The sequence below is a fragment of the Mycolicibacterium sp. XJ1819 genome (assembly GCF_053483675.1).
On record NZ_JBEFST010000027.1, the window covers coordinates 47,588 to 66,731 of the forward strand.

Sequence of the window (19,144 nt, forward strand, 5' to 3'; positions counted from 1 at the left end):
ACGTATCCGTCAACGCAACCGAAGGGACCGTCCATGCTGCGCGACATTCGCGAACTGACCGATTCGCCGGAGGAGTATGCCGCCGAGCTACGCCGGCGCTGGGGCGGGTTGTTGAGCTACCGCTACATCGGTCGCAGCTATGCGCAGATGGACCTCGGACCCGAGGACAACACCGTCACGGTTCGCCGCGACATGCGCAACACCAGCGGCGGGTTGCTGTTCGCGGTGCTGGGCATCTCGGCACCGGAAAGCGGTCACATGTCCGATCTGGAGGCGGTGCCCAACCCGGTCATCCACTCGTGTCAGATCCTCGACCCGGGCCACGGCGTCAACCGCTTCGAGGTGATCTCCCGGGAACTCAAGGTCGGACGGCAGATGGGCTACAGCCGCGCCAAGATCGTCGACGCCGACCGGCCCGACCGGGTGCTGGCCCTGATCGAGGGCCAGGGCGTGACCATCGGTACACCGCCGGACGGGCTGGAGCGGATGGAGGCCAATCCGCTCGAGGTCGTCGACTCCCCCGACCTACCGCCGCTGTGGCAGGTGTTCGGCGGATACCGCAGGCCCGACGGGTACTGGGGTCTGCCGGAACTCGCGGTGGAGGTCGCCTCCCCGGATGCGGCGCTGCACATCGGTCCGCAGTTCGTGATCCTGGAAACCGCCGCCGTCGACACCGCCGCCGAATCGGCGGGCACCGATCAGCTCCAGGGCGTGTCCTGTCACGTGATGTTCATGGCCCGCGGTAAGGCGGGCCCCTTCCGGGTGGAGACCGAACCGATGAAGGGTCCCGACGGCACCGTGGCGGTGCGTGTCCTCATGTACGACGAGGGCGTCGACAACCGCCTGACCACGGTGGCGTCCTACCTGTTCCGCCGGGCCTAGCGGAGGAAATCCGCGGGCGTCGTGAGACAATTCGGGCATGGCTGTCGCAATCGCCCGCCCGAAACTGGAAGGCAATATCGCCGTCGGCGAGAACCGTCAGATCGGGTTCGCCGAGTTCGGCGACCCGCGCGGACGTACCGTCTTCTGGCTGCACGGCACTCCCGGCGCACGCCGGCAGATCCCGATGGAGGCCAGGGTCTACGCCGAGAAAGAGGGTGTCCGCCTGATCGGCCTGGACCGGCCGGGCATCGGTTCGTCGACACCGCACCAGTACGACACCGTGTCGGCGTTCGCCGACGACCTGCGCACGATCGCCGACACGCTCGGCATCGACAAGATGACCGTGGTCGGCCTCTCCGGCGGCGGCCCCTACACCCTGGCCTGCGCGGCGGCGATGCCCGACCGCGTCGTGGGCGCCGGTGTCATCGGCGGGGTGGCCCCGACCCTGGGCGCCGACGCCATCACCGGTGGTCTGATGGGCAATGTCGGTACGCGGGTGGCGCCGCTGCTTCAGGTGGCCGGCACCCAGGTCGGCTTGGTGGCGACGGCGCTGATCCGGCTGATCCGCCCGGTGGCCTCCCCGGTCGCCGACCTCTACGGTCGGGTGTCTCCGGAGGCCGACCGCGCGCTGCTGGCCCGCCCCGAGATCAAGGCGATGTTCCTCGACGACATCCTCAACGGCAGCCGCAAGCAGATGGCGGCCCCGTTCTCCGATGTCGTGGTCTTCGCCCGCGACTGGGGTTTCCGGCTCGAGGACATCACGGTGCCCGTGCGGTGGTGGCACGGGGACGCCGACCATATCGTTCCGTATGGCCATGGCCGGCATGTGGTTTCGCGCCTGTCCGACGCCGAGCTGTATCCGATGCCAGGGGAAAGCCACCTGGCCGGGTTGGGGCGCGCCGAGGAGATCCTGCGCACCATGGTCAAGCTCTGGGACGAGTACGCCGATCGACCGGCGCGGTGATCAGCGCTTGAGCCAGCCGCGCACGGTCGACAGATCCCTGGTGTAGGCCATCAGGACGTCGTCGTGGTACAGCGCGCCCCCGCTGATCGCCTGGTTGCCCTGCCAGATCACGTGCACACGCACCGGACTGCGGGAGTAGTAGTCGGTGCGATCTGCGTCTCGGCGATGCCAACCCGCCTGCACGGCGAGCTCGGACAGTTCGTTTCGCTCGTCAGTGGCAGTCATTGGGGTACTCCTCCTGTGTCGACCGCGTACGTTAGCGGATCGACGTCGGGTGGCCGCGAGAGGATGTGTCGATGATCGATTTGGAAGTGGTCCAGGCCGACGTGACCAAGCTCGAGGTCGATGCCATCGCCAACGCCGCCAACACCCACCTGCGCCACGCCGGCGGCGTGGCCGCCGCCATCGCCCGGGCGGGCGGGCCCGAGGTGCAGCGGGAGTCGGCCGAGAAGGCACCGATCGGGCTGGGTGAGGCGGTCGAGACGACCGCGGGCGCCATGCCGGCGCGCTACGTCATCCATGCGGCGACGATGGAACTGGGCGGCCCGACGTCGGCGGAGACCATCGAGCGCGCGACACGGTCCACCCTGGCCCGCGCCGACGAACTCGGCTGCGCCTCGCTGGCTCTGGTGGCGTTCGGAACAGGGGTCGGCGGCTTTCCCGTCGACGATGCCGCGCGCCTGATGGTCGGTGCGGTGCGGGCACACTCGCCGCGGACCCTGCGGCGGGTGGTGTTCGCGGTGCACGGCGACCACGCCGAACAGGCCTTCCGCGCCGCGGTCGAGGCGTAAGCGCGCCGCCGCTAGCTGTCCATCAGTGCACGGCGCAGCAGATGCATCGCGACCGTCGTCGAGCGCTCGCGGACGTCGGACCGACTGCCGGGCAGGCGCATGGTGCGAATATCGCTTTGGCCGTTGGCAAGTCGCACACCGAAGCACACCGTGCCCACGGGTTTCTCGGCGGTCCCGCCGCCCGGTCCGGCGATACCGGTGATCGCGACCGCGGTGTCCGCGCCGAAGCGGGCCAGCGCCCCGCGGGCCATCGCGTCGGCCACCGGCTCAGAGACCGCCCCGTGGGTTTCGATCAGCGCCGGGTCCACCCCGAGCAGTTCGGCCTTGGCCTCGTTCGAATAGGTGACCGCTCCCCCGGCCACGTATGCCGACGATCCGGCGAGGTCGGTCAACCGCGCGGCGAGCAGCCCCGAGGTGCAGGATTCCGCGGTCGCGATCCATCGCCCGCTCAGCAATCGGGCCACCTGTTCGTCGACGGTGGCGCCGTCCTCGGAGAACAGTTCGCTTCCGTGCCGCTCCCGCAGCAGTGCGGTGAGGGCGGCATAGGAGTCCGCGGCGTCGGGTTCGTAGCGGGTGACCATCTCGATCTCACCGCGCCGCAGGCACGTGGTGATCTCGAGCCGGTCGAAACCGCCGACCCGATTTTCGGCCTCGCGCAAGGTGTCGGCCAGCCCGGACTCCGGCAACCCGAACATCCGTAGCGTGCGCTGCCGGTAGATGGTGCGCCCGGCGATGGCCTCCTGCACCGCAGGCGTTTCCAGCGCCGTCGACCACATCGGCTGCAGCTCGCGTGGCGGCCCGGGCAGCACGACCACCGTCGGAGACCCCGCCACCACGACTCCCGGTGCGGTGCCCACCGGCTGGAGGGGCTGCGCCCCCGCCGGAATGAGCGCCTGCTTGCGGTTGGACGCGCGGATCGCCTCGGCGTCCACATGGGGGAAGCGCGCCATCAGCCGTTGCACGATGTCGTTGATCGTGGCCTCGAGACCGCTGTCCAGAATCAGCTCCCGGCCGCAGAACTCGGCGACGGTCGCCACCGTCATGTCGTCGGCGGTCGGGCCGAGTCCGCCGCTGGTGATGATGAGGTCCACGCCCTCGGCGGCCAGGAACCGCAGTTGCGCGAGGATGTCTTGCGGTCGGTCCCCGCACATCGTGATGTGCGCCAACTCGACACCGAGTTCCAGAAGTCGGTCGGCCAGCCAGGGCCCGTTCTCATCCCGTACCCGGCCCGTGAGGACCTCGGTTCCCGTCACGACGATGCCGGCACGCGCGCTCACGCCGTAGAACACTACGCAAGCCCGGTTGCGGGCAACCCGGGGTCAGCCCTTGGGCAGTGCCTTGTGTGGCACGTCGGCCACCAGTCCGCCGTCCATCACGAACTCGGCGCCGGTGGCGAACGACGACTCCTCGCTGGCCAGGAAGACCACGAACGTGGCGACCTCGTCGGGCGTGCCCGCGCGGCCGAGCGGCGCCTGCACCATGTCGTCGGGCAGGTGCTTGGTCATCGGGGTGCGGATGAAGCCGGGGTGAATCGAGTTGACCCGAATCTTGGCGTGCGCCAACTCGAGCGCCGCCGATTTCGTCAGCCCGCGCACCGCCCACTTGGAGGCGACGTAGCTGTGCACCCACGCCGCCCCGCGCAGACCCTCGATCGAGGAGACGTTGATGATCGAACCGCCACCGGCGTCGGTCATCGGCTCGATGCAGGCCTTGATGCCCAGCATCGTGCCGGTGAGGTTGACGTCGAGGACGTTCTGCCACTTCTTGACGTCGAGGGACTTCAGCGGCCCGAGCGCCACGATGCCGGCGTTGTTGACCAGCACGTTGAGGGTGCCGAAATCCGTTGTCGCGGTCGCGACCGCCGCCTGCCACTGCTCGTAATCGGTGACGTCGAGATGGACGTAGCGGGCGGCGGCACCGATTTCCTCGGCGAGCGCCTTGCCTTCGTCATCGAGAATGTCGCCGATCACGACCTTGGCGCCCTCGGCCACCAACATCCGGGCGTGCGCGGCACCCATCCCCCGGGCCCCGCCACTGATGAGTGCAACTTTTCCGTCCACGCGTCCCATGACGCGACAGGCTACCCTGCGCGCGTGCTACAAGTAGAACCTGTTCCAGTCTTTTGAAGGGAATCCGAATGGCGATCCGCGTCGCGCTCATCGGCACCGGGAACTGCGGCAGCCTGGCTCTGAAGCAACTCATCGACGACGCCCGCTTCGAGCTGACCGACGTGTGGGTGCACTCGGACGACAAGGTGGGCAGGGACGCCGGCGAACTGGCGGGCCTCGAGGTGAGCACCGGCGTCGTCGCGACCGACGACCTCGACGCGGTCATCGCCGCCCGACCGGACTGCGTGGTCTACTGCGCGATGGGCGACACCCGCCTGCCCGAGGCCATGGCCGACATCCGGCGCATCCTGGCTGCGGGCATCGACGTGGTGGGCTCGGCGCCCGGCGTGCTGCAGTATCCGTGGCAGGTGATTCCCGACAAGTACATCGAACGTGTGGAAGACGCTGCGCGACAAGGGGATTCAACGGTCTTCATCACCGGCGTCGACCCCGGGTTCGCGACGGATCTGCTGCCGTTCGCGCTGGCAGGGACCTGTCAGAGCATCGAGCAGATCCGGACGATGGAGATCGCCGACTACGCCTCCTACGACGGGGCGACGGTGATGTTCGACGTCATGGGCTTCGGCAACCAGATCGGCGACCTGCCCATCCTGTTTCAACCCGGCGTGCTGAGCATCGCGTGGGGCACCGCGATCCGCCAATTGGCCGCGGGCCTGGGTGTCGAGGTCGACGAGATCAGAGACTCCGTCGAGCAGGAACCCGCACCCGAGGATTTCGACGTGGCCGTCGGCACCATCAAGAAGGGCACGGTCGCGGCGCTGCGGTTCCAGATCGAGGGCATGGTCAACGGAAAGCCGGTGATCGTCGTTGAGCACGTCACCCGGCTACGCGGCGATCTGCGGCCGGATTGGGCCCAGCCCGCCCAGCCGGGCGGCTCGTATCGCGTCGAGATCGTCGGAGAACCGTCCTATGCCATGGACATCTGCCCGAGCAGTCGCAACGGGGACCACAACTACGCGGCCATCCTCGCGGCCGCGGGCCGGATCGTGAACGCGATTCCCGACGTGGTGGCCGCCCCCGCGGGCATTCGCACCACGCTCGACATGCCGCTCGCGACCGGGAAGGGTCTTTACGTCGGCTAATAGGCTGGAGCACGTCATGAGCGTGCAGCAGGCGGTGCCGGACCCGATCGCCGAGATCGAGGCGAGCCCGACGGGTGCCCGCGTCGGCGCGTTCTTCGATCTGGACGGCACGTTGGTGGACGGGTTCACCGCGGCCGCACACGCCAGCGACCGCATCCGGCGCAGGCAGGCGCGCCTCGGCGAGGTGCTCGGGGTGATGGAGGCGTCGCTGCGCTACCGGCTCGGCCGGATGCGCTTCGAGCACCTGCTGACCAGGGCGGCGGGCTACCTGCGGGGCGAGTCGCTGGCCGACCTCGACGAACTCGGTGAGCGACTGTTCGTCGAACGGGTCGCCTCTCGGGTCTTCCCGTACATGCACGAGATCGTCCAGGCCCATCAACGCCGGGGCCACACCGTGGTGCTCAGCTCGTCGGCGCTGACCATCCACGCCGATCCGGTGGCCCGCTTCCTCGGGATCGACCACGTGCTGTGCAACCGCTTCGAGGTCGACGAGCGCGGCCGTCTCACCGGCCGAATCGCCAAACCGGTGGTGTGGGGACGCAACAAGGCCACCGTGGTTCAACGGTTCTGTGAGACCAATGACGTTGAGTTGCAACGTAGTTACTTCTACGCCGATGGCGACGAGGATGCCGCGTTGATGATGCTGGTCGGCCACCCCCGGCCGGTGAACCCGCGCTCGGGGCTGGCCGCGGCCGCCGCCACGAACGGTTGGCCGGTGCTCAAAGTCGTCGCGTCGGGGCGCCGACGCTCGGCGCTGCGCAGGTTCATCGGCTACGACTGAGCGCGGGCGCTACGCTAAACTAGAACACGTTTCAATTTGTGGCGGCCCACCAAGGAGCAGGCATGCGCACCCCGATCTGTAACGACCTCGGCATCGAGTATCCGATCTTCGCGTTCACCCACTGCCGCGATGTGGTGGTCGCCGTGAGCAAGGCCGGCGGCTTCGGCGTGCTCGGCGCCGTGGGCTACACCCCCGATCAGCTCGAGATCGAACTGAACTGGATCGACGAGAACATCGGCGATCACCCCTACGGCGTGGACATCGTCATCCCGAACAAGTACGAGGGCATGGACGCCGACATGTCCGCCGACGAACTGGCCAAGACGCTGCAGGACATGGTGCCCCAGGAGCACGTCGACTTCGCCCGCAAGATCCTCTCCGAGCACGGTGTGCCCGTCGAGGACAGCGGCGCCGACGCATTCCAGCTTCTGGGCTGGACCGAGGCGACCGCGACGCCGCAGGTCGAGGTGGCCCTGCAGCACCCCAAGTGCACGCTGATCGCCAACGCGCTGGGCACCCCGCCCGCCGAGATGATCAAGCACATTCACGACGCCGGCCGCAAGGTCGCGGCGCTGTGCGGATCGCCGTCGCAGGCCCGCAAGCACGCCGACGCCGGTGTGGACATCATCATCGCCCAGGGCGGCGAGGCCGGTGGCCACTGCGGCGAGATCGGCTCGATCGTGCTGTGGCCGCAGGTGGTCAAGGAGGTCGCGCCGGTCCCGGTGCTCGCCGCGGGCGGTATCGGCAGCGGTGAGCAGATCGCCGCCGCGCTCGCTTTGGGCACACAGGGCGCGTGGACCGGTTCGCAGTGGGTGATGGTCGAGGAGTCGGAGAACACCCCCGTCCAGCACGCCGCCTATGCGAAGGCGACCAGCAAGGACACCGTGCGCAGCCGGTCGTTCACCGGTAAGCCGGCCCGGATGCTGCGCAACGAGTGGACGGAGGCCTGGGAGAAGCCGGAGAACCCCAAACCTCTCGGAATGCCGCTGCAGTACATGGTTTCCGGCATGGCCGTGGCCGCCACCCACAAGTACCCCAACGAGACCGTCGACGTGGCGTTCAACCCGATCGGTCAGGTCGTCGGACAGTTCACCAAGGTCGAAAAGACCGCGACGGTCATCGAACGCTGGGTCCGCGAGTATCTGGAGGCCACCGGCAGGCTCGAGGAGATCAACGAGGCCGCGTCCGCCTGATTGGCGTGTCGGCCGCGGGCATACAGTTTTGTATGTTTCGTTCCGGAGCCGTCGACACCGCTGAGCACACCGCGCAACCCTGGCGAATACACCAGATTGCCGACGACTTTCAGGTCCTCGACGTGTGGGCGCTACCGACCCCGGGCGGGCCCGAGGACTTCCCCCGGCTCGTCGATCTGCTGAGCACGTTCGAACCCCGGCAGGTGCCGGTGTTGGTGCGCGCGTTGCTCGGCGCCCGGACACTGCTCGGCAAGGTCTTCAGACTCGACCAGGCCGATACCGGTCTCGGGGCACGCGTTCCGACCCTGCGTGACCGGCTGCCGGCCGACCTGCGCGACGCCTCGACCTCCCCCGGCGCGCACACCACGACATTCGTCCCGTTGTACCGAACCGACGACGAAGCCGCGCTCGAGATTGCGAATCGCACCATGCACGGCGTGGTCCATCTCGGTTGGGTTGCCGAGGCAGACGAGGTGTTTCGCGGGCAGTTGGCCATTCTGGTGCGCCCCAACGGGACGCTCGGAATCGCCTATCTCAAGGCGATCGCGCCGTTCCGCCATCTCATCGTGTATCCGATGATGATGCGCGCCATCGCAAAGGCCTGGCGCGAGTAATCACGTTTGTGTGCGTTCAGGAGCGCTCAGTGCAACAGAACGCACACAAATCGCAATCAGGGCAACCAGGGCATCAAGGGAGCGGGCGCCGGAGGTGGCGGTGGCGGTGGCGGTGCGGGCAGCGGACCCGACTGGGTGGCCACCGGCGCAGGCGCCGGAGGCGGCGCTGCGGGAGCTGCCGGCTGAGGCGGGGTCGGGTTGGGGGCCAGTCCGGGTGGCGGTGTGGCGTTGGCGTTCAGCGGCCGCTGGGTCAGCAGCAGCAGGGCGTCCTTACCGCTGACCTCCTGGGTCTGCACCGCGTACCACAGCTCTCGCAGATACGTCAGACCGTTGCCCTCCCGCTGTGCCGGGGTCATGGAGGTGTCGGGCGGAAGGTTGTCCGGGCTCGGCAGGTGCGGAACGCCCTCGCCAGGTGCTGCGGGCGGTGCGAGCAGCGGTTCGGCGGGGGGCGGAGGCGGCGGCGCGGGGGCGACCGGATCGGCAAGTGCCGACGGGGCGCCCAATATCGCGGCGGCCAGGCCGCCGATACCTGCAATGGCCACCGAAGCCACCGTTGCCTTGAGATCGAACCTCACCCGTGCCCCCTTTCCGGCGCCAACGCTGCTACAGACTGCTTCTGTCCGGACGTCGAAATTGTTACACCTGTGCCCGTTGTGACCAAGAGGTCAATTAGTTGACGCGGGTGAACACGTTCCACTTCCGAGTTTCTCCCAAGCCGCTGCCTAGTCCTGGACTGTGGTGTAGCAATGCAACAAGAGCACTAGACGACGTCATCGGAGGAACGCATCGATGCCTGCCCCGAACCTTCCACCCGGTTTCGATTTCACGGACCCCGACATCTACGCCGAACGTCTGCCCGTCGAGGAGCTTGCGGAGATGCGCCGGGTCGCGCCGATCTGGTGGAACGAACAGCCCCTCGGCGCCGGCGGCTTCGACGACGGCGGTTTCTGGGTGGTGACCAAGCACAAGGACGTCAAGGAGGTGTCGCTGCGCAGCGACGTCTTCTCCAGCCTGGCCAAGACCGCCCTGCCCCGGTACCGCGACGGCACCGTCGGTGAGCAGATCGAACGCGGTAAGTACGTGCTGCTCAACATGGACGCCCCGCACCACACCCACCTGCGCAAGATCATCTCGCGCGCCTTCACCCCGCGGGCCGTGGAGAGGTTGCGCGAAGAATTGGGCCAACGTGCCCACGCCATCGCCGAGGCCGCCGCTGCCGAAGGCCGCGGGGACTTCGTCGAGCAGGTGTCCTGCGAACTGCCGCTGCAGGCCATCGCCGGCCTGATGGGTGTGCCGCAGGAAGAGCGGATGAAGCTGTTCCACTGGTCCAATCAGCTGGTCGGTGATCAAGATCCGGAGTTCGCCGACAACGATGCGATCACCGCGTCCACCGAACTCATCATGTACGGGATGAAGCTGGCCGCCGAGCGTGCCGACACCCCGGGTGAGGACCTGGTCACCAAGCTCGTGCAGGCCGACGTCGAGGGCCACAAGCTCTCCGACGATGAACTGGGATTCTTCGTGATCCTGCTGGCCGTCGCGGGCAACGAGACCACCCGAAACTCGATCACCCAGGGCATGATGGCGTTCACCGATTTTCCCGACCAGTGGGAGCTGTTCAAACGGGAGCGGCCGGCGACTGCCGCCGACGAGATCGTCCGGTGGGCGACGCCGGTGACGTCATTCCAGCGCACCGCTCTGGAGGACACCGAACTGTCCGGGGTGCAGATCAAGAAGGGCCAACGGGTGGTGATCTTCTACCGCTCCGCCAACTTCGACGAGGACGTGTTCGACGACCCGTTCACGTTCGACATCCTGCGAGATCCCAACCCGCACGTGGGTTTCGGCGGAACCGGTGCGCACTATTGCATCGGCGCAAACCTGGCCAGGATGACGATCGACCTGATGTTCAACGCGATTGCCGACCACATCCCCGACCTCGCGCCGCTGTCCAAGCCCGAACGCCTGCGGTCGGGCTGGCTCAACGGCATCAAGCACTGGCAGGTCGACTACACGGGCAGTGCCGCACGCGCTACCTGACCGGATAGTCGACCAGCGACCGCCAATACTGTTCGGGGATCTCGGTGTTCGAACGCATGGCCATCGCGAGGCCGGTCGCCATCGCGATGCCCAGCACGGCCAGCCACACGCCGAACACGCCGATGATCACCCACAGGATCGCGGTCACCGCCGGCCACGGCGAGGCCACCGCGAGCACCGGTGCGAAGAAGAAACCGGCGCCGATGTACCAGGACGATCCGGCGCGGTCGGAGATCAACACGAAATGCAGCCATCGTGGGATCGGCCGCTCGGATGGGGCGACTGAGAATCCGGTGGCCATGGCGGCTCCTCTGCTCGGTGGACACCCACAACGGTGCCGCGCCGAAGTAAGGTGTGCAATTACCCCGCACGTAGTGGTCTGACGCCCGTAGGTGCGCGACACTGAGGCCGTGACCACCATCGACGCCCGGGCGCCTGCGTTCGGCGCGCTGATGCGCGAATGGCGTCAGCGCCGCCGCCTGAGCCAACTCGACCTCGCGATCGAGGCCGACGTATCGGCCAGGCACGTGAGTTTCATCGAGACCGGTCGATCCTCGCCGAGTCGCTCGATGGTCTTGCGCCTGGCCGAAGTGCTCGACGTGCCACTGCGGGAACGCAACCGGATGCTGTTGGCCGCCGGGCTGGCTCCGGTGTACGGCGAGCGGTCACTGGACGATCCGGATATGGGACCGGTGCGCGCCGGTATCGAGCGGGTCCTCAACGCCTACAACCCATTTCCTTGTGTCGTGGTGAACCGGTCATGGGGAATCGTGATGGCCAACGCCGGATCGGGCGTGCTGCTCGACGGTGTCGCGCCCAGCCTTCTCGAACGGCCCAACGCGCTGCGCATTGCGCTACATCCCGACGGTCTCGCGCCGCGGATCCGCAACCTCGCGCAGTGGCGTCACCATCTGATCGGCCGGCTGCGTCGGGAGGCGGTGGTCAGCGGTTCGGCCGAATTGTCGACGTTGCTCACCGAGATCGAGTCCTATCCAGGCGGTTTCGAGGACACCCACGACTTCGGCGGCGTGGCTGTCCCCCTGGAGCTCTACACGCCGCAGGGCCGGCTGTTGACGTTCCTGTCCATGGTGACGACGTTCGGCACGGCGCTGGACCTCACCGCGGCCGAACTTTCCATCGAGGCGTTTCTGCCCGCCGACGAGCAGACGAGCGCCGCGCTGCGGTGAAATGCCCATGCGCCGACGTCCGGCCCAATAGAGTCTGGCGGCATGGACAACCGACTGCTCGCATCGGCCGCCATGGTCTTCGTCGCCTGCGCCGCGGCATGCTCCTCGCCTGCGCCCGCGCTCGGCGGCACGACCGCGAAAGTGACCCTCAACGGTGAGAGCACCGGCGGGCCGCACCCGGTCAGCTGTCGGCAGAGCGGCTGGGCGTGGAACATCGACTCCCTCGACGAGGACAACGGCTTCAGAGTCGCGTTGGACACCGGCGACGAGGTCACGGTCCAGTCCGTCGAATTCCGCGACTTCAACGGCTTCACCGGCACCTTCTGGAACGGCAGGATCGGCGAGGCCGAGGTCGACGGAGTCGGCGGCAACTACACCATCACCGGCTCGGCCGACGGCGCGTTCACCGACAACCCGAGCGACGCGGTCACCGCCACCTTCCGCATCGAAGCGAGTTGTTGAGCGACCGTGGGTCATCCGTTCCGCGGCGCGGTCGAAGCCGCAGATCTCGACGCCGTCCTCGCGATGTGCCGCCAGGACGTGGTCTTTCGTAGCCCTGTGGTCTTCACGCCATACGAGGGCCGGGACGCGCTCCGGCCGATCCTTGCCGCGGTGATGGAGGTGTTCGAGGACTTTCGCTATGTGCGCGAGCTCGACGGCGAACACGACCACGCGCTGGTCTTCCAGGCCAGGGTCGGCGACAAAGAGCTGGAGGGCTGCGATTTCCTCCACCTCGACGAGGACGGCCTGATCAGCGAACTGACCGTGATGGTGCGCCCGATGTCGGCGCTGATGGCCGTGGCGGAGGCGATGAGGGCGAGGCTGACGGCAGGCTGATGGCTTGCACTGGTCTGACCACTTGACCTCTGATCATCTGCCTGGCAGTCTCGGGGTATGGCTCTGCAACCGGTCAACCGGCGCTCCGTACCGGAGGACGTGTTCGAACAAATCGTCGCCGAGGTACTCAGCGGCGAGATGCAGCCCGGCGAGTCCCTCCCGAGCGAGCGCAGGCTCGCCGAAGTGCTGGGGGTGTCCCGACCCGCGGTCAGGGAGGCGCTGAAGCGGTTGACCGCGGCCGGGCTGGTGGAGGTGCGGCAGGGCGACGCGACGACAGTTCGCGACTTCCGCCGGCACGCCGGTCTGGACCTGCTACCCCGACTGCTCCTCCGCGCCGGCGAACTCGACCTCTCGGTCGTGCGCAGCATTCTGGAGACCCGCCTGCACAACGGTCCCAAGGTCGCCGAGTTGGCTGCGGGCCGGGGCGGACCCGAGCTGGCCGACCGGATGGACGAGATCTGGCGGGCCCTGGCGAACGCAGACGACCCCGTCGAGCAGCAGCGGTTGGCGCTGACGTTTTGGGATCACGTCGTCGACGGCGCGGATTCGATCGCGTTCCGGCTCATGTACAACACGCTTCGCGCAACCTACGAACCGGCGCTGCCGGCATTGGCCGCGGTGATGGCCGACGAGGTGGGTCGCCCGCAGGCCTACCGAGACCTGGCCGAAGCGATCCGTGCCGGCGAACCACAACGCGCCGCGCGGGCCGCACACGACTTACTGGAACCCGCGACCAGGGCGCTGTTGACCGCGCTCGACGACCTGGAGGATCACTGATGACCACCCGCACCCCCGCACGCAGGGGCTTCACTCTGGCCGACGCCGGGCGCCAATTCTGGACGCACCCCTCCCCCTGGCTGATTTCAGCGGTGTTGGTCGCCGCGGCGGCGGCGCGTGCGGTGGTCGGCGACTGGAAGCCCACCGACGCGATCGTCGCGGTGGTGATGCTCGCGATCTTCCCGTTCTTCGAATGGGTCATTCACGTGTTCCTGTTGCACTGGCGGCCAAGACGGGTGGGCCGACTGACGATTGACCCGCTGCTGGCCAGCGAACATCGCGCCCATCACCGCGACCCCCGCAGCATCGGTTTGATCTTCATTCCCTGGAAGTCGTTGGTGTCGTGGGTGCTGCCGTTGACCGTCGGCGTCGGTCTGCTGGCGTTTCCGCGCTTGGGTATGGGGCTGACGTATCTGGTGACCATCGCGACGTTCGCCTTGGTCTACGAGTGGACGCACTACCTGATCCACACCGATTACAAGCCGAAAAGCCGTGTCTACCGCGCGATCTGGCGAAACCACCGCAACCACCACTACAAGAACGAGCACTACTGGTTCACGGTGACCAGTGCCAACACCGCCGACCGGGTGCTGGGTACCAACCCGGACCCGGCGACGGTCGAGAACTCCCCGACCGCGAAGAACCTACACGCCGAAGCGCTGTAGCGCCGTCAACTCTGGACGATCACCGGATCGCCCACGCCGACCGTGTCGAAGTACCACGCGGCGTTGGACGGGCTGAGGTTGATGCAGCCGTGGCTGACGTTGGCGTACCCCTGTGACCCCGTCGACCAGGGTGCGGAGTGCACGTACACCCCGCCGTTGGTGATCCGCACCGCGTAGTCCACGGTCAGCTTGTAGCCCTCCGGATCATCGAGCGGAATGCCGATGGTTCGCGAATCCATCACCACCGAACGCTCCTTGCGAAGCACGCTGAAAGTTCCTTGGGGCGTGGGGAACTTGGCCTTGCCCATCGAAGCCGGCATCTCACGGACCACTTCTCCGTCGATGCTGACGGTGAACGTGTAGGCGGAGATGTCGGCGACACCGACCACCGCGGCGCCTGTCTGGAACGACGCCTTCACGCCACCCACAGACACCGAGATGTCCGAATGCGCAGGCCACAAGCCGTCCGGGGTCCACTGCACCTGACGGTCGCTGAGCCAACTGAAGGTTCCCGCAGGGGCCGACGGGATCGCAGGCGACGTGAACGTGACGCTCTGCTCGACGGCGGTGCGGTCGGTGACCGGGCCGGCGAAGGTGACCGTCACCGGGTGCGCGACGCCCACCGTCTGCCCCGCGGGCTCGATGGAGACCACCTCGGCAGCGCGGGTGATCGCCGCTGAACCGGTGGCCGCCGAACCTGACACCGCCAGCGCCGCAAACAGCATCACGGCCAGCGCATATCGAAACATCAGCACCTTTTCATCCTAGTTCGTAGGCGTCAATTACCCGGGTAGCCGCGCTTGTACACGCGCGCGTCCATCGAGTGATCGCCGGAGCCACGCGGATCGTTTCAGCGGTGCGGTCGGCGACCAGCGCCGACATGGGTCACGGCTGCGGCGGCAGCGGCACGTCCGGCGGGGGCGGCGCGGCCTCCGCCGGGGGCGGTGGCGGCGGCGGAGGCGGCACGTCGTCGTGGCCGATGCTCGACAGTCGGTCCTTGATCCGGCGCAGGATGCCGGGCCGCTGCTCGGGCAACGGGGTCGGCTCGGCGGGCACCAGCCCCGGAGCCCGGGACTCGGGCGGCAGCGCGTCAAAGCCGGCCGGCGGCGGTACCGGCGCCGGGGCGGCGGGCGCGATCTGCGCCGGCGTCTCTGCTGGCGGCGCTTCGGGGGCCGCGTCCACCACCGTGGCGGGCAGCTCGGCGGGCACGTCGAGCGGAGGCGGGGCGATCTCCACCGGCGCGGCGGGCGGAGCAGCGAGTTCCGGCGCCTCGGCGACCGGCGCGGGTATCGCTGCGGGCGCGGGCCCGGCCGCGGGCGTCTCGGGCGACGACCTGGCCGCCGGACTCGGTTCGACAGGTTCGGCGTTCCTGGCCGGATTCAATTCCAGGCCCAGCGCGATGGAGACCGACACGACGAACGTCACCACCCCTGCCGTCAGCATCGCCACCGGGCCGGTGTGCGAGGTCAGCCTGCGTTGGGTGCCCGACGCAGGCGCCGCGACCACCTCGTGGAACGGCGTCGCACCGGCGTGGTGGGCCGAGGCCAGCGCTGCGCCGCGGGCCAGGGCCAGTTCGGACTCGGCGGGTGCGAACACCGGCACCGCCAAGGCGTCCTCCAGCCGCGGCATGAGCGTGTCGAGGTCACCACACGCACCCACCACGACCAACGCCTCGGGCCGCCAATCCGCCTTCGCGAAGACCGCGCCGAGCCATCCGAGCAATTTCTGATCACCGTCGATGGTGTGGTTGACCGCTGTCTGCACGGCACCCTCACCGGTGTGCACGACCAGCGTCCTGACGGCCTCGGCCTCGATCACGCATACCGCGGTGACCCGGTAGCCGATGACCTCGGCGATGCCCCAGGCCAGCGCCTCGGTGGCCTCCGTCTGCTCGACCGTCAGGATGTTGTCGAAACCGCATTCCGTCAACGACCTCACCAGCAGCGAGGCCACAGGATCGGCGTCGTCGGTCCATGTGACCCCGATGCTCTGCAGACGTGTGCCCCGGGAGACGGCGTCGTCCTCGGTGCGCAGCACCGCCGCGGCGGCCCGCTCACAGATCTGGTGCGCACTCGCATGCCGACCGGCCGTGATCTCGAAGGCTTCGCGGTCGACGGTCTCACCGCCGGTGTCTTGCCCCTCGACCAGGACCAGACCGACGGCGGTCGGCGTCACGGACAAGCCGAGTACGGCGTCCACCACCACCCCTTCGGACGTCGGTTTGTCCGGGGTGACACTACCCGCGGCGACGGGGACCGCCACACCGGGCACCGCGGCGACCGCGCTGTCAGGTGAAGGGTTCTGCCTGCGGAATATGCTGTCCGACAAGAACCTCCAGCCAGTCCCCCGAGGGGCCTTTGCCCATACGTAGCCCATTGGTGCCCATTGGTGCCCATTGGTCTCGTCCGAGCGAACGGCTGCCCCGCGGGGCCGTCGAGTGGCAGGGTGACCGGATGACGTCCACCGGCCAGATGGAGGGCGGACGGGCCGCGCGGACCGCGTTCGGCCACCCGATCGGCCTGACCAACCTGTTCGGCGTCGAACTGTGGGAGCGGTTCTCGTTCTACGGGATGCTCACCATCCTCGGCTATTACCTCTACTACTCGGCCACCGACGGCGGCCTCGAACTGCCCAAGAGCACCGCCACCGGCATCGTCGGCGCCTACGGCGGTCTGGTGTATCTGTCCACCGTGCTGGGCGGCTGGATCGCAGACCGGCTGCTCGGAATGGAACGCACCGTGTTCTACGGCGGCGTGGTGGTGATGTGCGGCCACCTCGCGCTCGCGGTGCTTCCCGGCCTGACCGGCGTGGCCGCGGGTTTGGTGTTGGTCGCGCTGGGTTCCGGTGCGTTGAAAGCCAACGCCTCGTCGTTGCTGGGCACGCTCTACGAAAAGGGCGATCCGCGCTGCGACGGCGGCTTCACGCTGTTCTATCTGGGCATCAACCTCGGCGCGTTCACCGGCCCGCTGATCACCGGCCTGTTGCAGTCGCACGTGGGATTTCACGTGGGATTCGGTGCGGCGGCCGTGGGCATGGCGCTCGGGCTCGCGCAATACGTCGTGTTCCGCCGCAACCTCGGCGAGCATGGTCGACAGATTCCGAATCCCTTGCCGCGCAGTGCGTTAACCAAGGTTTCTGGCGTTGCTGTCGCGGTGATCGCCGCGGTCGTCGTGGTGTTCGCGACGGGTCTGGTCACGCTGTCGAACCTGTCTCAGGTGACCACCGGGCTAATCGCAGCGGCTTCGGTCGCCTATTTCGCGGTGATGCTGACCAGTTCGAAGGTGGCACCGCCGGAGCGGACGCGGGTCCGAGCCTTCATCCCGCTGTTCGTGGCGAACGCGGTGTTCTGGTCGTTGTTTCAACAGATCTTCACCGTGTTGGCGGTGTACTCCGACGAGCGAATCAACTGGTCGATCTTCGGGTGGACGGCGCCGTCGAACTGGATCGGCTCCATCGAACCCGTCTGGATCATCCTTCTCTCACCGCTGTTCGCGGTGGTCTGGACACGGCTGGGCGATCGCGCACCGACCACACCGCGCAAGTTCGGTTACGGCGTGGTCGGCATGGGGGTGGCGTTTCTGATGTTCCTGCCGGTGGCGGGCACAACCGGAAAAACGGTGCCGGTGCTGCTGGTCGTCGGGATCATGGCGATCTTCGCGATCTCCGAGCTCCTGTTGTCGCCCATCGGGTTGTCGGCCACCACAAAGCTCGCGCCGGAGGCGTTCCGCGCGCAGATGATGGCGCTGTACTTCTTCTCGGTCGGCATCGGAACATCGATGTCGGGTGTGTTGTCGCGCTACTACGACCCGGCGCACGAGTTCGCCTACTTCGGCATCATCGGCGCGACCGCGGTCGCGGTCGGCGTGCTCGTGCACGTGTTGGCACCGTGGATAAGCCGCCTGATGGAGGGCGTGCACTGATCGATGGGTAGCCGTGTCCAAGTCGTGACCTCGATGACGCCGATGTGGACGTCGGCATCGGTCAGCATGGAGGGAAGCGGAGGAGGTGAACCGATGTCGTTGGCCATACCTTTCGTAGTGGGCGGGGAACCCTCGCCGCAGCCCTACCGGCCCGGCGTGGTCACCGTGCTCGACTACGGGTTCGCCCATTGCGCCGCGACGTGCTCGTGCGGATGGGCAGGACCGCGCCGCTATCTGCGAGGTGCCGCGAAACTGGACGCGTGGCAGCACTCGATCCGCCAGAAGTGCGACGTATCAGTGCCGCTGGTGTGGCCAGGGGCGGTCGCATGACCTATTCGGCCAGGATCTCGCCGAGCAGGGCCGGTTCGATGTTGCCGCCGGAGAGCACGATCACGGTGCGCCCCGGCGGGATGTCGCCCCGGTAATAGGCCGCCAGTCCGACCGCGCCGCTGGGTTCGCTGATCAGATGCGATCGGACGGCCAGATCGCGTATCGCAGCGCGGATTTCGTCCTCGCTCACCGTGATCACCCCGTCCAGAACCTGCTGCAGATGTGCGAAGGTCAATTCCGAGGGCTGTGAGCGCAAGCCGTCGGCAATGGTGCGGTTGCGGTCCTCGATGGACCAGTCCACCCGATGGCCCGACGCGAGCGCCTCAGCGGTGTCCGCGGCCAGCTCCGGTTCGACACCGAACACCCGGGCGTCCGGGCAGAGCGCCTTGATGGCCGTTCCGGTGCCCGACGCAAGGCCGCCGCCGCTGACCGGGACCAGCACGTTGTCGACTGCGGGCAGGTCCTCGGCGATCTCCAGGCCGACGGTGCCCTGCCCGGCGATGACGTCCGGATGGTCGAACGGCGGCACCAACACACCACCGGTCTGCTCGATGACCTCGGCGGCGACGCGTTCGCGCTGCCCCGCCGCGCACAGCATCACCTGCGCTCCGTGCCCGCGGGTGGCCTCGATCTTCACCGCCGGGGTCTCCTCCGGCATGACGATGTGGGCGGGGATGCCGTAGATCGCCGCCGCGTACGCGACCGCCTGGGCGTGGTTACCGCTGGAGTAGGCGACCAGGCCGCGCGTCCTGACCGACTCGTCGAGGTTGCCGATGGCGTTGAACGCCCCACGGACCTTGAACGCCCCGATCGGCTGCAGGTTTTCGGGTTTGATCCACAGCGGCCGGTCCTCGGCGGCCCACAGTGCCGGGACCAACGGCGTGCGCACCACGAAGGACCGGATTCGCGCCGCGGCCTGCCGAACGTCGTCGAGGGTCACCATCGCCACCTG

23 protein-coding genes are annotated in these 19,144 nt (G+C 67.9%); 15 read left to right on the top strand and 8 right to left on the bottom strand.

What is annotated here, in order from left to right:
- Positions 1-33: 33 nt before the first annotated feature.
- Together ABQE89_RS24395 and ABQE89_RS24400 are read left to right on the top strand one after the other, a co-directional pair.
- Positions 34-882, top strand: a complete 849-nt coding sequence (locus tag ABQE89_RS24395; RefSeq protein ID WP_448421468.1) for a hypothetical protein — start codon at positions 34-36, stop codon at positions 880-882.
- A gap of 37 nt (positions 883-919) precedes the next feature.
- Complete coding sequence (locus ABQE89_RS24400) at positions 920-1,846, top strand: alpha/beta fold hydrolase (protein ID WP_448421470.1); 927 nt, start codon at positions 920-922, stop codon at positions 1,844-1,846.
- On the opposite strand, the gene ABQE89_RS24405 is transcribed toward ABQE89_RS24400, so the two are convergent.
- Positions 1,847-2,071, bottom strand: coding sequence for a hypothetical protein (locus ABQE89_RS24405; protein ID WP_448421472.1), 225 nt, complete (start codon positions 2,069-2,071; stop codon positions 1,847-1,849).
- 71 nt (positions 2,072-2,142) lie between these two features.
- Between ABQE89_RS24405 and ABQE89_RS24410 the strand changes: the two genes are divergently transcribed.
- Positions 2,143-2,637, top strand: a complete 495-nt coding sequence (locus tag ABQE89_RS24410; RefSeq protein WP_448421474.1) for a macro domain-containing protein — start codon at positions 2,143-2,145, stop codon at positions 2,635-2,637.
- Positions 2,638-2,648: 11 nt separating this feature from the next.
- Here ABQE89_RS24410 and ABQE89_RS24415 read toward each other — a convergent pair whose 3' ends face one another.
- Positions 2,649-3,914 (bottom strand): competence/damage-inducible protein A, encoded by a 1,266-nt coding sequence (locus tag ABQE89_RS24415; RefSeq protein WP_448421476.1) that lies wholly within the window; start codon positions 3,912-3,914, stop codon positions 2,649-2,651.
- A gap of 42 nt (positions 3,915-3,956) precedes the next feature.
- Positions 3,957-4,706, bottom strand: a complete 750-nt coding sequence (locus ABQE89_RS24420; protein WP_448421478.1) for a glucose 1-dehydrogenase — start codon at positions 4,704-4,706, stop codon at positions 3,957-3,959.
- 68 nt (positions 4,707-4,774) lie between these two features.
- Between ABQE89_RS24420 and ABQE89_RS24425 the strand changes: the two genes are divergently transcribed.
- From ABQE89_RS24425 to ABQE89_RS24440, 4 genes are all read left to right on the top strand, one after another.
- The gene (locus ABQE89_RS24425; protein ID WP_448421480.1) at positions 4,775-5,848 is read left to right on the top strand and encodes an NAD(P)H-dependent amine dehydrogenase family protein; all 1,074 of its coding nucleotides are present in this window, start codon (positions 4,775-4,777) and stop codon (positions 5,846-5,848) included.
- 16 nt (positions 5,849-5,864) lie between these two features.
- Positions 5,865-6,629: an HAD family hydrolase gene (locus tag ABQE89_RS24430; RefSeq protein ID WP_448421482.1), complete on the top strand. Its 765-nt coding sequence runs from the start codon at positions 5,865-5,867 to the stop codon at positions 6,627-6,629.
- Positions 6,630-6,691: 62 nt separating this feature from the next.
- Positions 6,692-7,822 (top strand): nitronate monooxygenase, encoded by a 1,131-nt coding sequence (locus ABQE89_RS24435; protein WP_448421484.1) that lies wholly within the window; start codon positions 6,692-6,694, stop codon positions 7,820-7,822.
- 32 nt (positions 7,823-7,854) lie between these two features.
- Complete coding sequence (locus tag ABQE89_RS24440; RefSeq protein ID WP_448421486.1) at positions 7,855-8,436, top strand: DUF2867 domain-containing protein; 582 nt, start codon at positions 7,855-7,857, stop codon at positions 8,434-8,436.
- A 56-nt stretch (positions 8,437-8,492) separates the two neighbouring features.
- Here ABQE89_RS24440 and ABQE89_RS24445 read toward each other — a convergent pair whose 3' ends face one another.
- Entirely contained in the window at positions 8,493-9,011 is a 519-nt protein-coding gene (locus tag ABQE89_RS24445) for a hypothetical protein (protein WP_448421488.1), read from the bottom strand.
- 214 nt (positions 9,012-9,225) lie between these two features.
- Between ABQE89_RS24445 and ABQE89_RS24450 the strand changes: the two genes are divergently transcribed.
- Entirely contained in the window at positions 9,226-10,476 is a 1,251-nt protein-coding gene (locus ABQE89_RS24450) for a cytochrome P450 (RefSeq protein ID WP_448421490.1), read from the top strand.
- Here ABQE89_RS24450 and ABQE89_RS24455 read toward each other — a convergent pair.
- A complete protein-coding gene (locus ABQE89_RS24455; protein ID WP_448421492.1) occupies positions 10,469-10,777 on the bottom strand; it encodes a hypothetical protein in 309 nt (102 codons plus the stop codon). The genes ABQE89_RS24450 and ABQE89_RS24455 overlap by 8 nt on opposite strands.
- Positions 10,778-10,886: 109 nt before the next feature.
- Between ABQE89_RS24455 and ABQE89_RS24460 the strand changes: the two genes are divergently transcribed.
- Genes ABQE89_RS24460 through ABQE89_RS24480 form a run of 5 tightly spaced genes read left to right on the top strand, consistent with a single transcriptional unit; the run spans position 10,887 to position 13,942 of the window.
- A complete protein-coding gene (locus ABQE89_RS24460) occupies positions 10,887-11,663 on the top strand; it encodes a helix-turn-helix domain-containing protein (RefSeq protein ID WP_448421494.1) in 777 nt (258 codons plus the stop codon).
- 42 nt (positions 11,664-11,705) lie between these two features.
- Complete coding sequence (locus tag ABQE89_RS24465; protein WP_448421496.1) at positions 11,706-12,125, top strand: lipoprotein LpqH; 420 nt, start codon at positions 11,706-11,708, stop codon at positions 12,123-12,125.
- A 6-nt stretch (positions 12,126-12,131) separates the two neighbouring features.
- Positions 12,132-12,500, top strand: a complete 369-nt coding sequence (locus ABQE89_RS24470; protein ID WP_448421498.1) for a nuclear transport factor 2 family protein — start codon at positions 12,132-12,134, stop codon at positions 12,498-12,500.
- 57 nt (positions 12,501-12,557) lie between these two features.
- Positions 12,558-13,277, top strand: a complete 720-nt coding sequence (locus ABQE89_RS24475; protein ID WP_448421500.1) for a FadR/GntR family transcriptional regulator — start codon at positions 12,558-12,560, stop codon at positions 13,275-13,277.
- A complete protein-coding gene (locus ABQE89_RS24480; RefSeq protein WP_448421502.1) occupies positions 13,277-13,942 on the top strand; it encodes a sterol desaturase family protein in 666 nt (221 codons plus the stop codon). The genes ABQE89_RS24475 and ABQE89_RS24480 overlap by 1 nt, the downstream gene beginning before the upstream one ends.
- 5 nt (positions 13,943-13,947) lie before the next feature.
- On the opposite strand, the gene ABQE89_RS24485 is transcribed toward ABQE89_RS24480, so the two are convergent.
- Together ABQE89_RS24485 and ABQE89_RS24490 are read right to left on the bottom strand one after the other, a co-directional pair.
- A complete protein-coding gene (locus ABQE89_RS24485) occupies positions 13,948-14,691 on the bottom strand; it encodes a L,D-transpeptidase (RefSeq protein ID WP_448421552.1) in 744 nt (247 codons plus the stop codon).
- 136 nt (positions 14,692-14,827) lie between these two features.
- Positions 14,828-16,204, bottom strand: coding sequence for a DUF7159 family protein (locus ABQE89_RS24490; RefSeq protein ID WP_448421504.1), 1,377 nt, complete (start codon positions 16,202-16,204; stop codon positions 14,828-14,830).
- A gap of 191 nt (positions 16,205-16,395) precedes the next feature.
- On the opposite strand from ABQE89_RS24490, the gene ABQE89_RS24495 reads away from it, so the two are divergent.
- Positions 16,396-17,862, top strand: a complete 1,467-nt coding sequence (locus tag ABQE89_RS24495) for a peptide MFS transporter (RefSeq protein ID WP_448421506.1) — start codon at positions 16,396-16,398, stop codon at positions 17,860-17,862.
- A gap of 3 nt (positions 17,863-17,865) precedes the next feature.
- Positions 17,866-18,192, top strand: coding sequence for a hypothetical protein (locus tag ABQE89_RS24500; protein ID WP_448421508.1), 327 nt, complete (start codon positions 17,866-17,868; stop codon positions 18,190-18,192).
- A 1-nt stretch (position 18,193) separates the two neighbouring features.
- On the opposite strand, the gene ABQE89_RS24505 is transcribed toward ABQE89_RS24500, so the two are convergent.
- On the bottom strand, positions 18,194-19,135 hold the full coding sequence (locus ABQE89_RS24505; protein ID WP_448421554.1) for a threonine ammonia-lyase: 942 nt from the start codon (positions 19,133-19,135) through the stop codon (positions 18,194-18,196).
- Positions 19,136-19,144 lie beyond the last annotated feature (9 nt).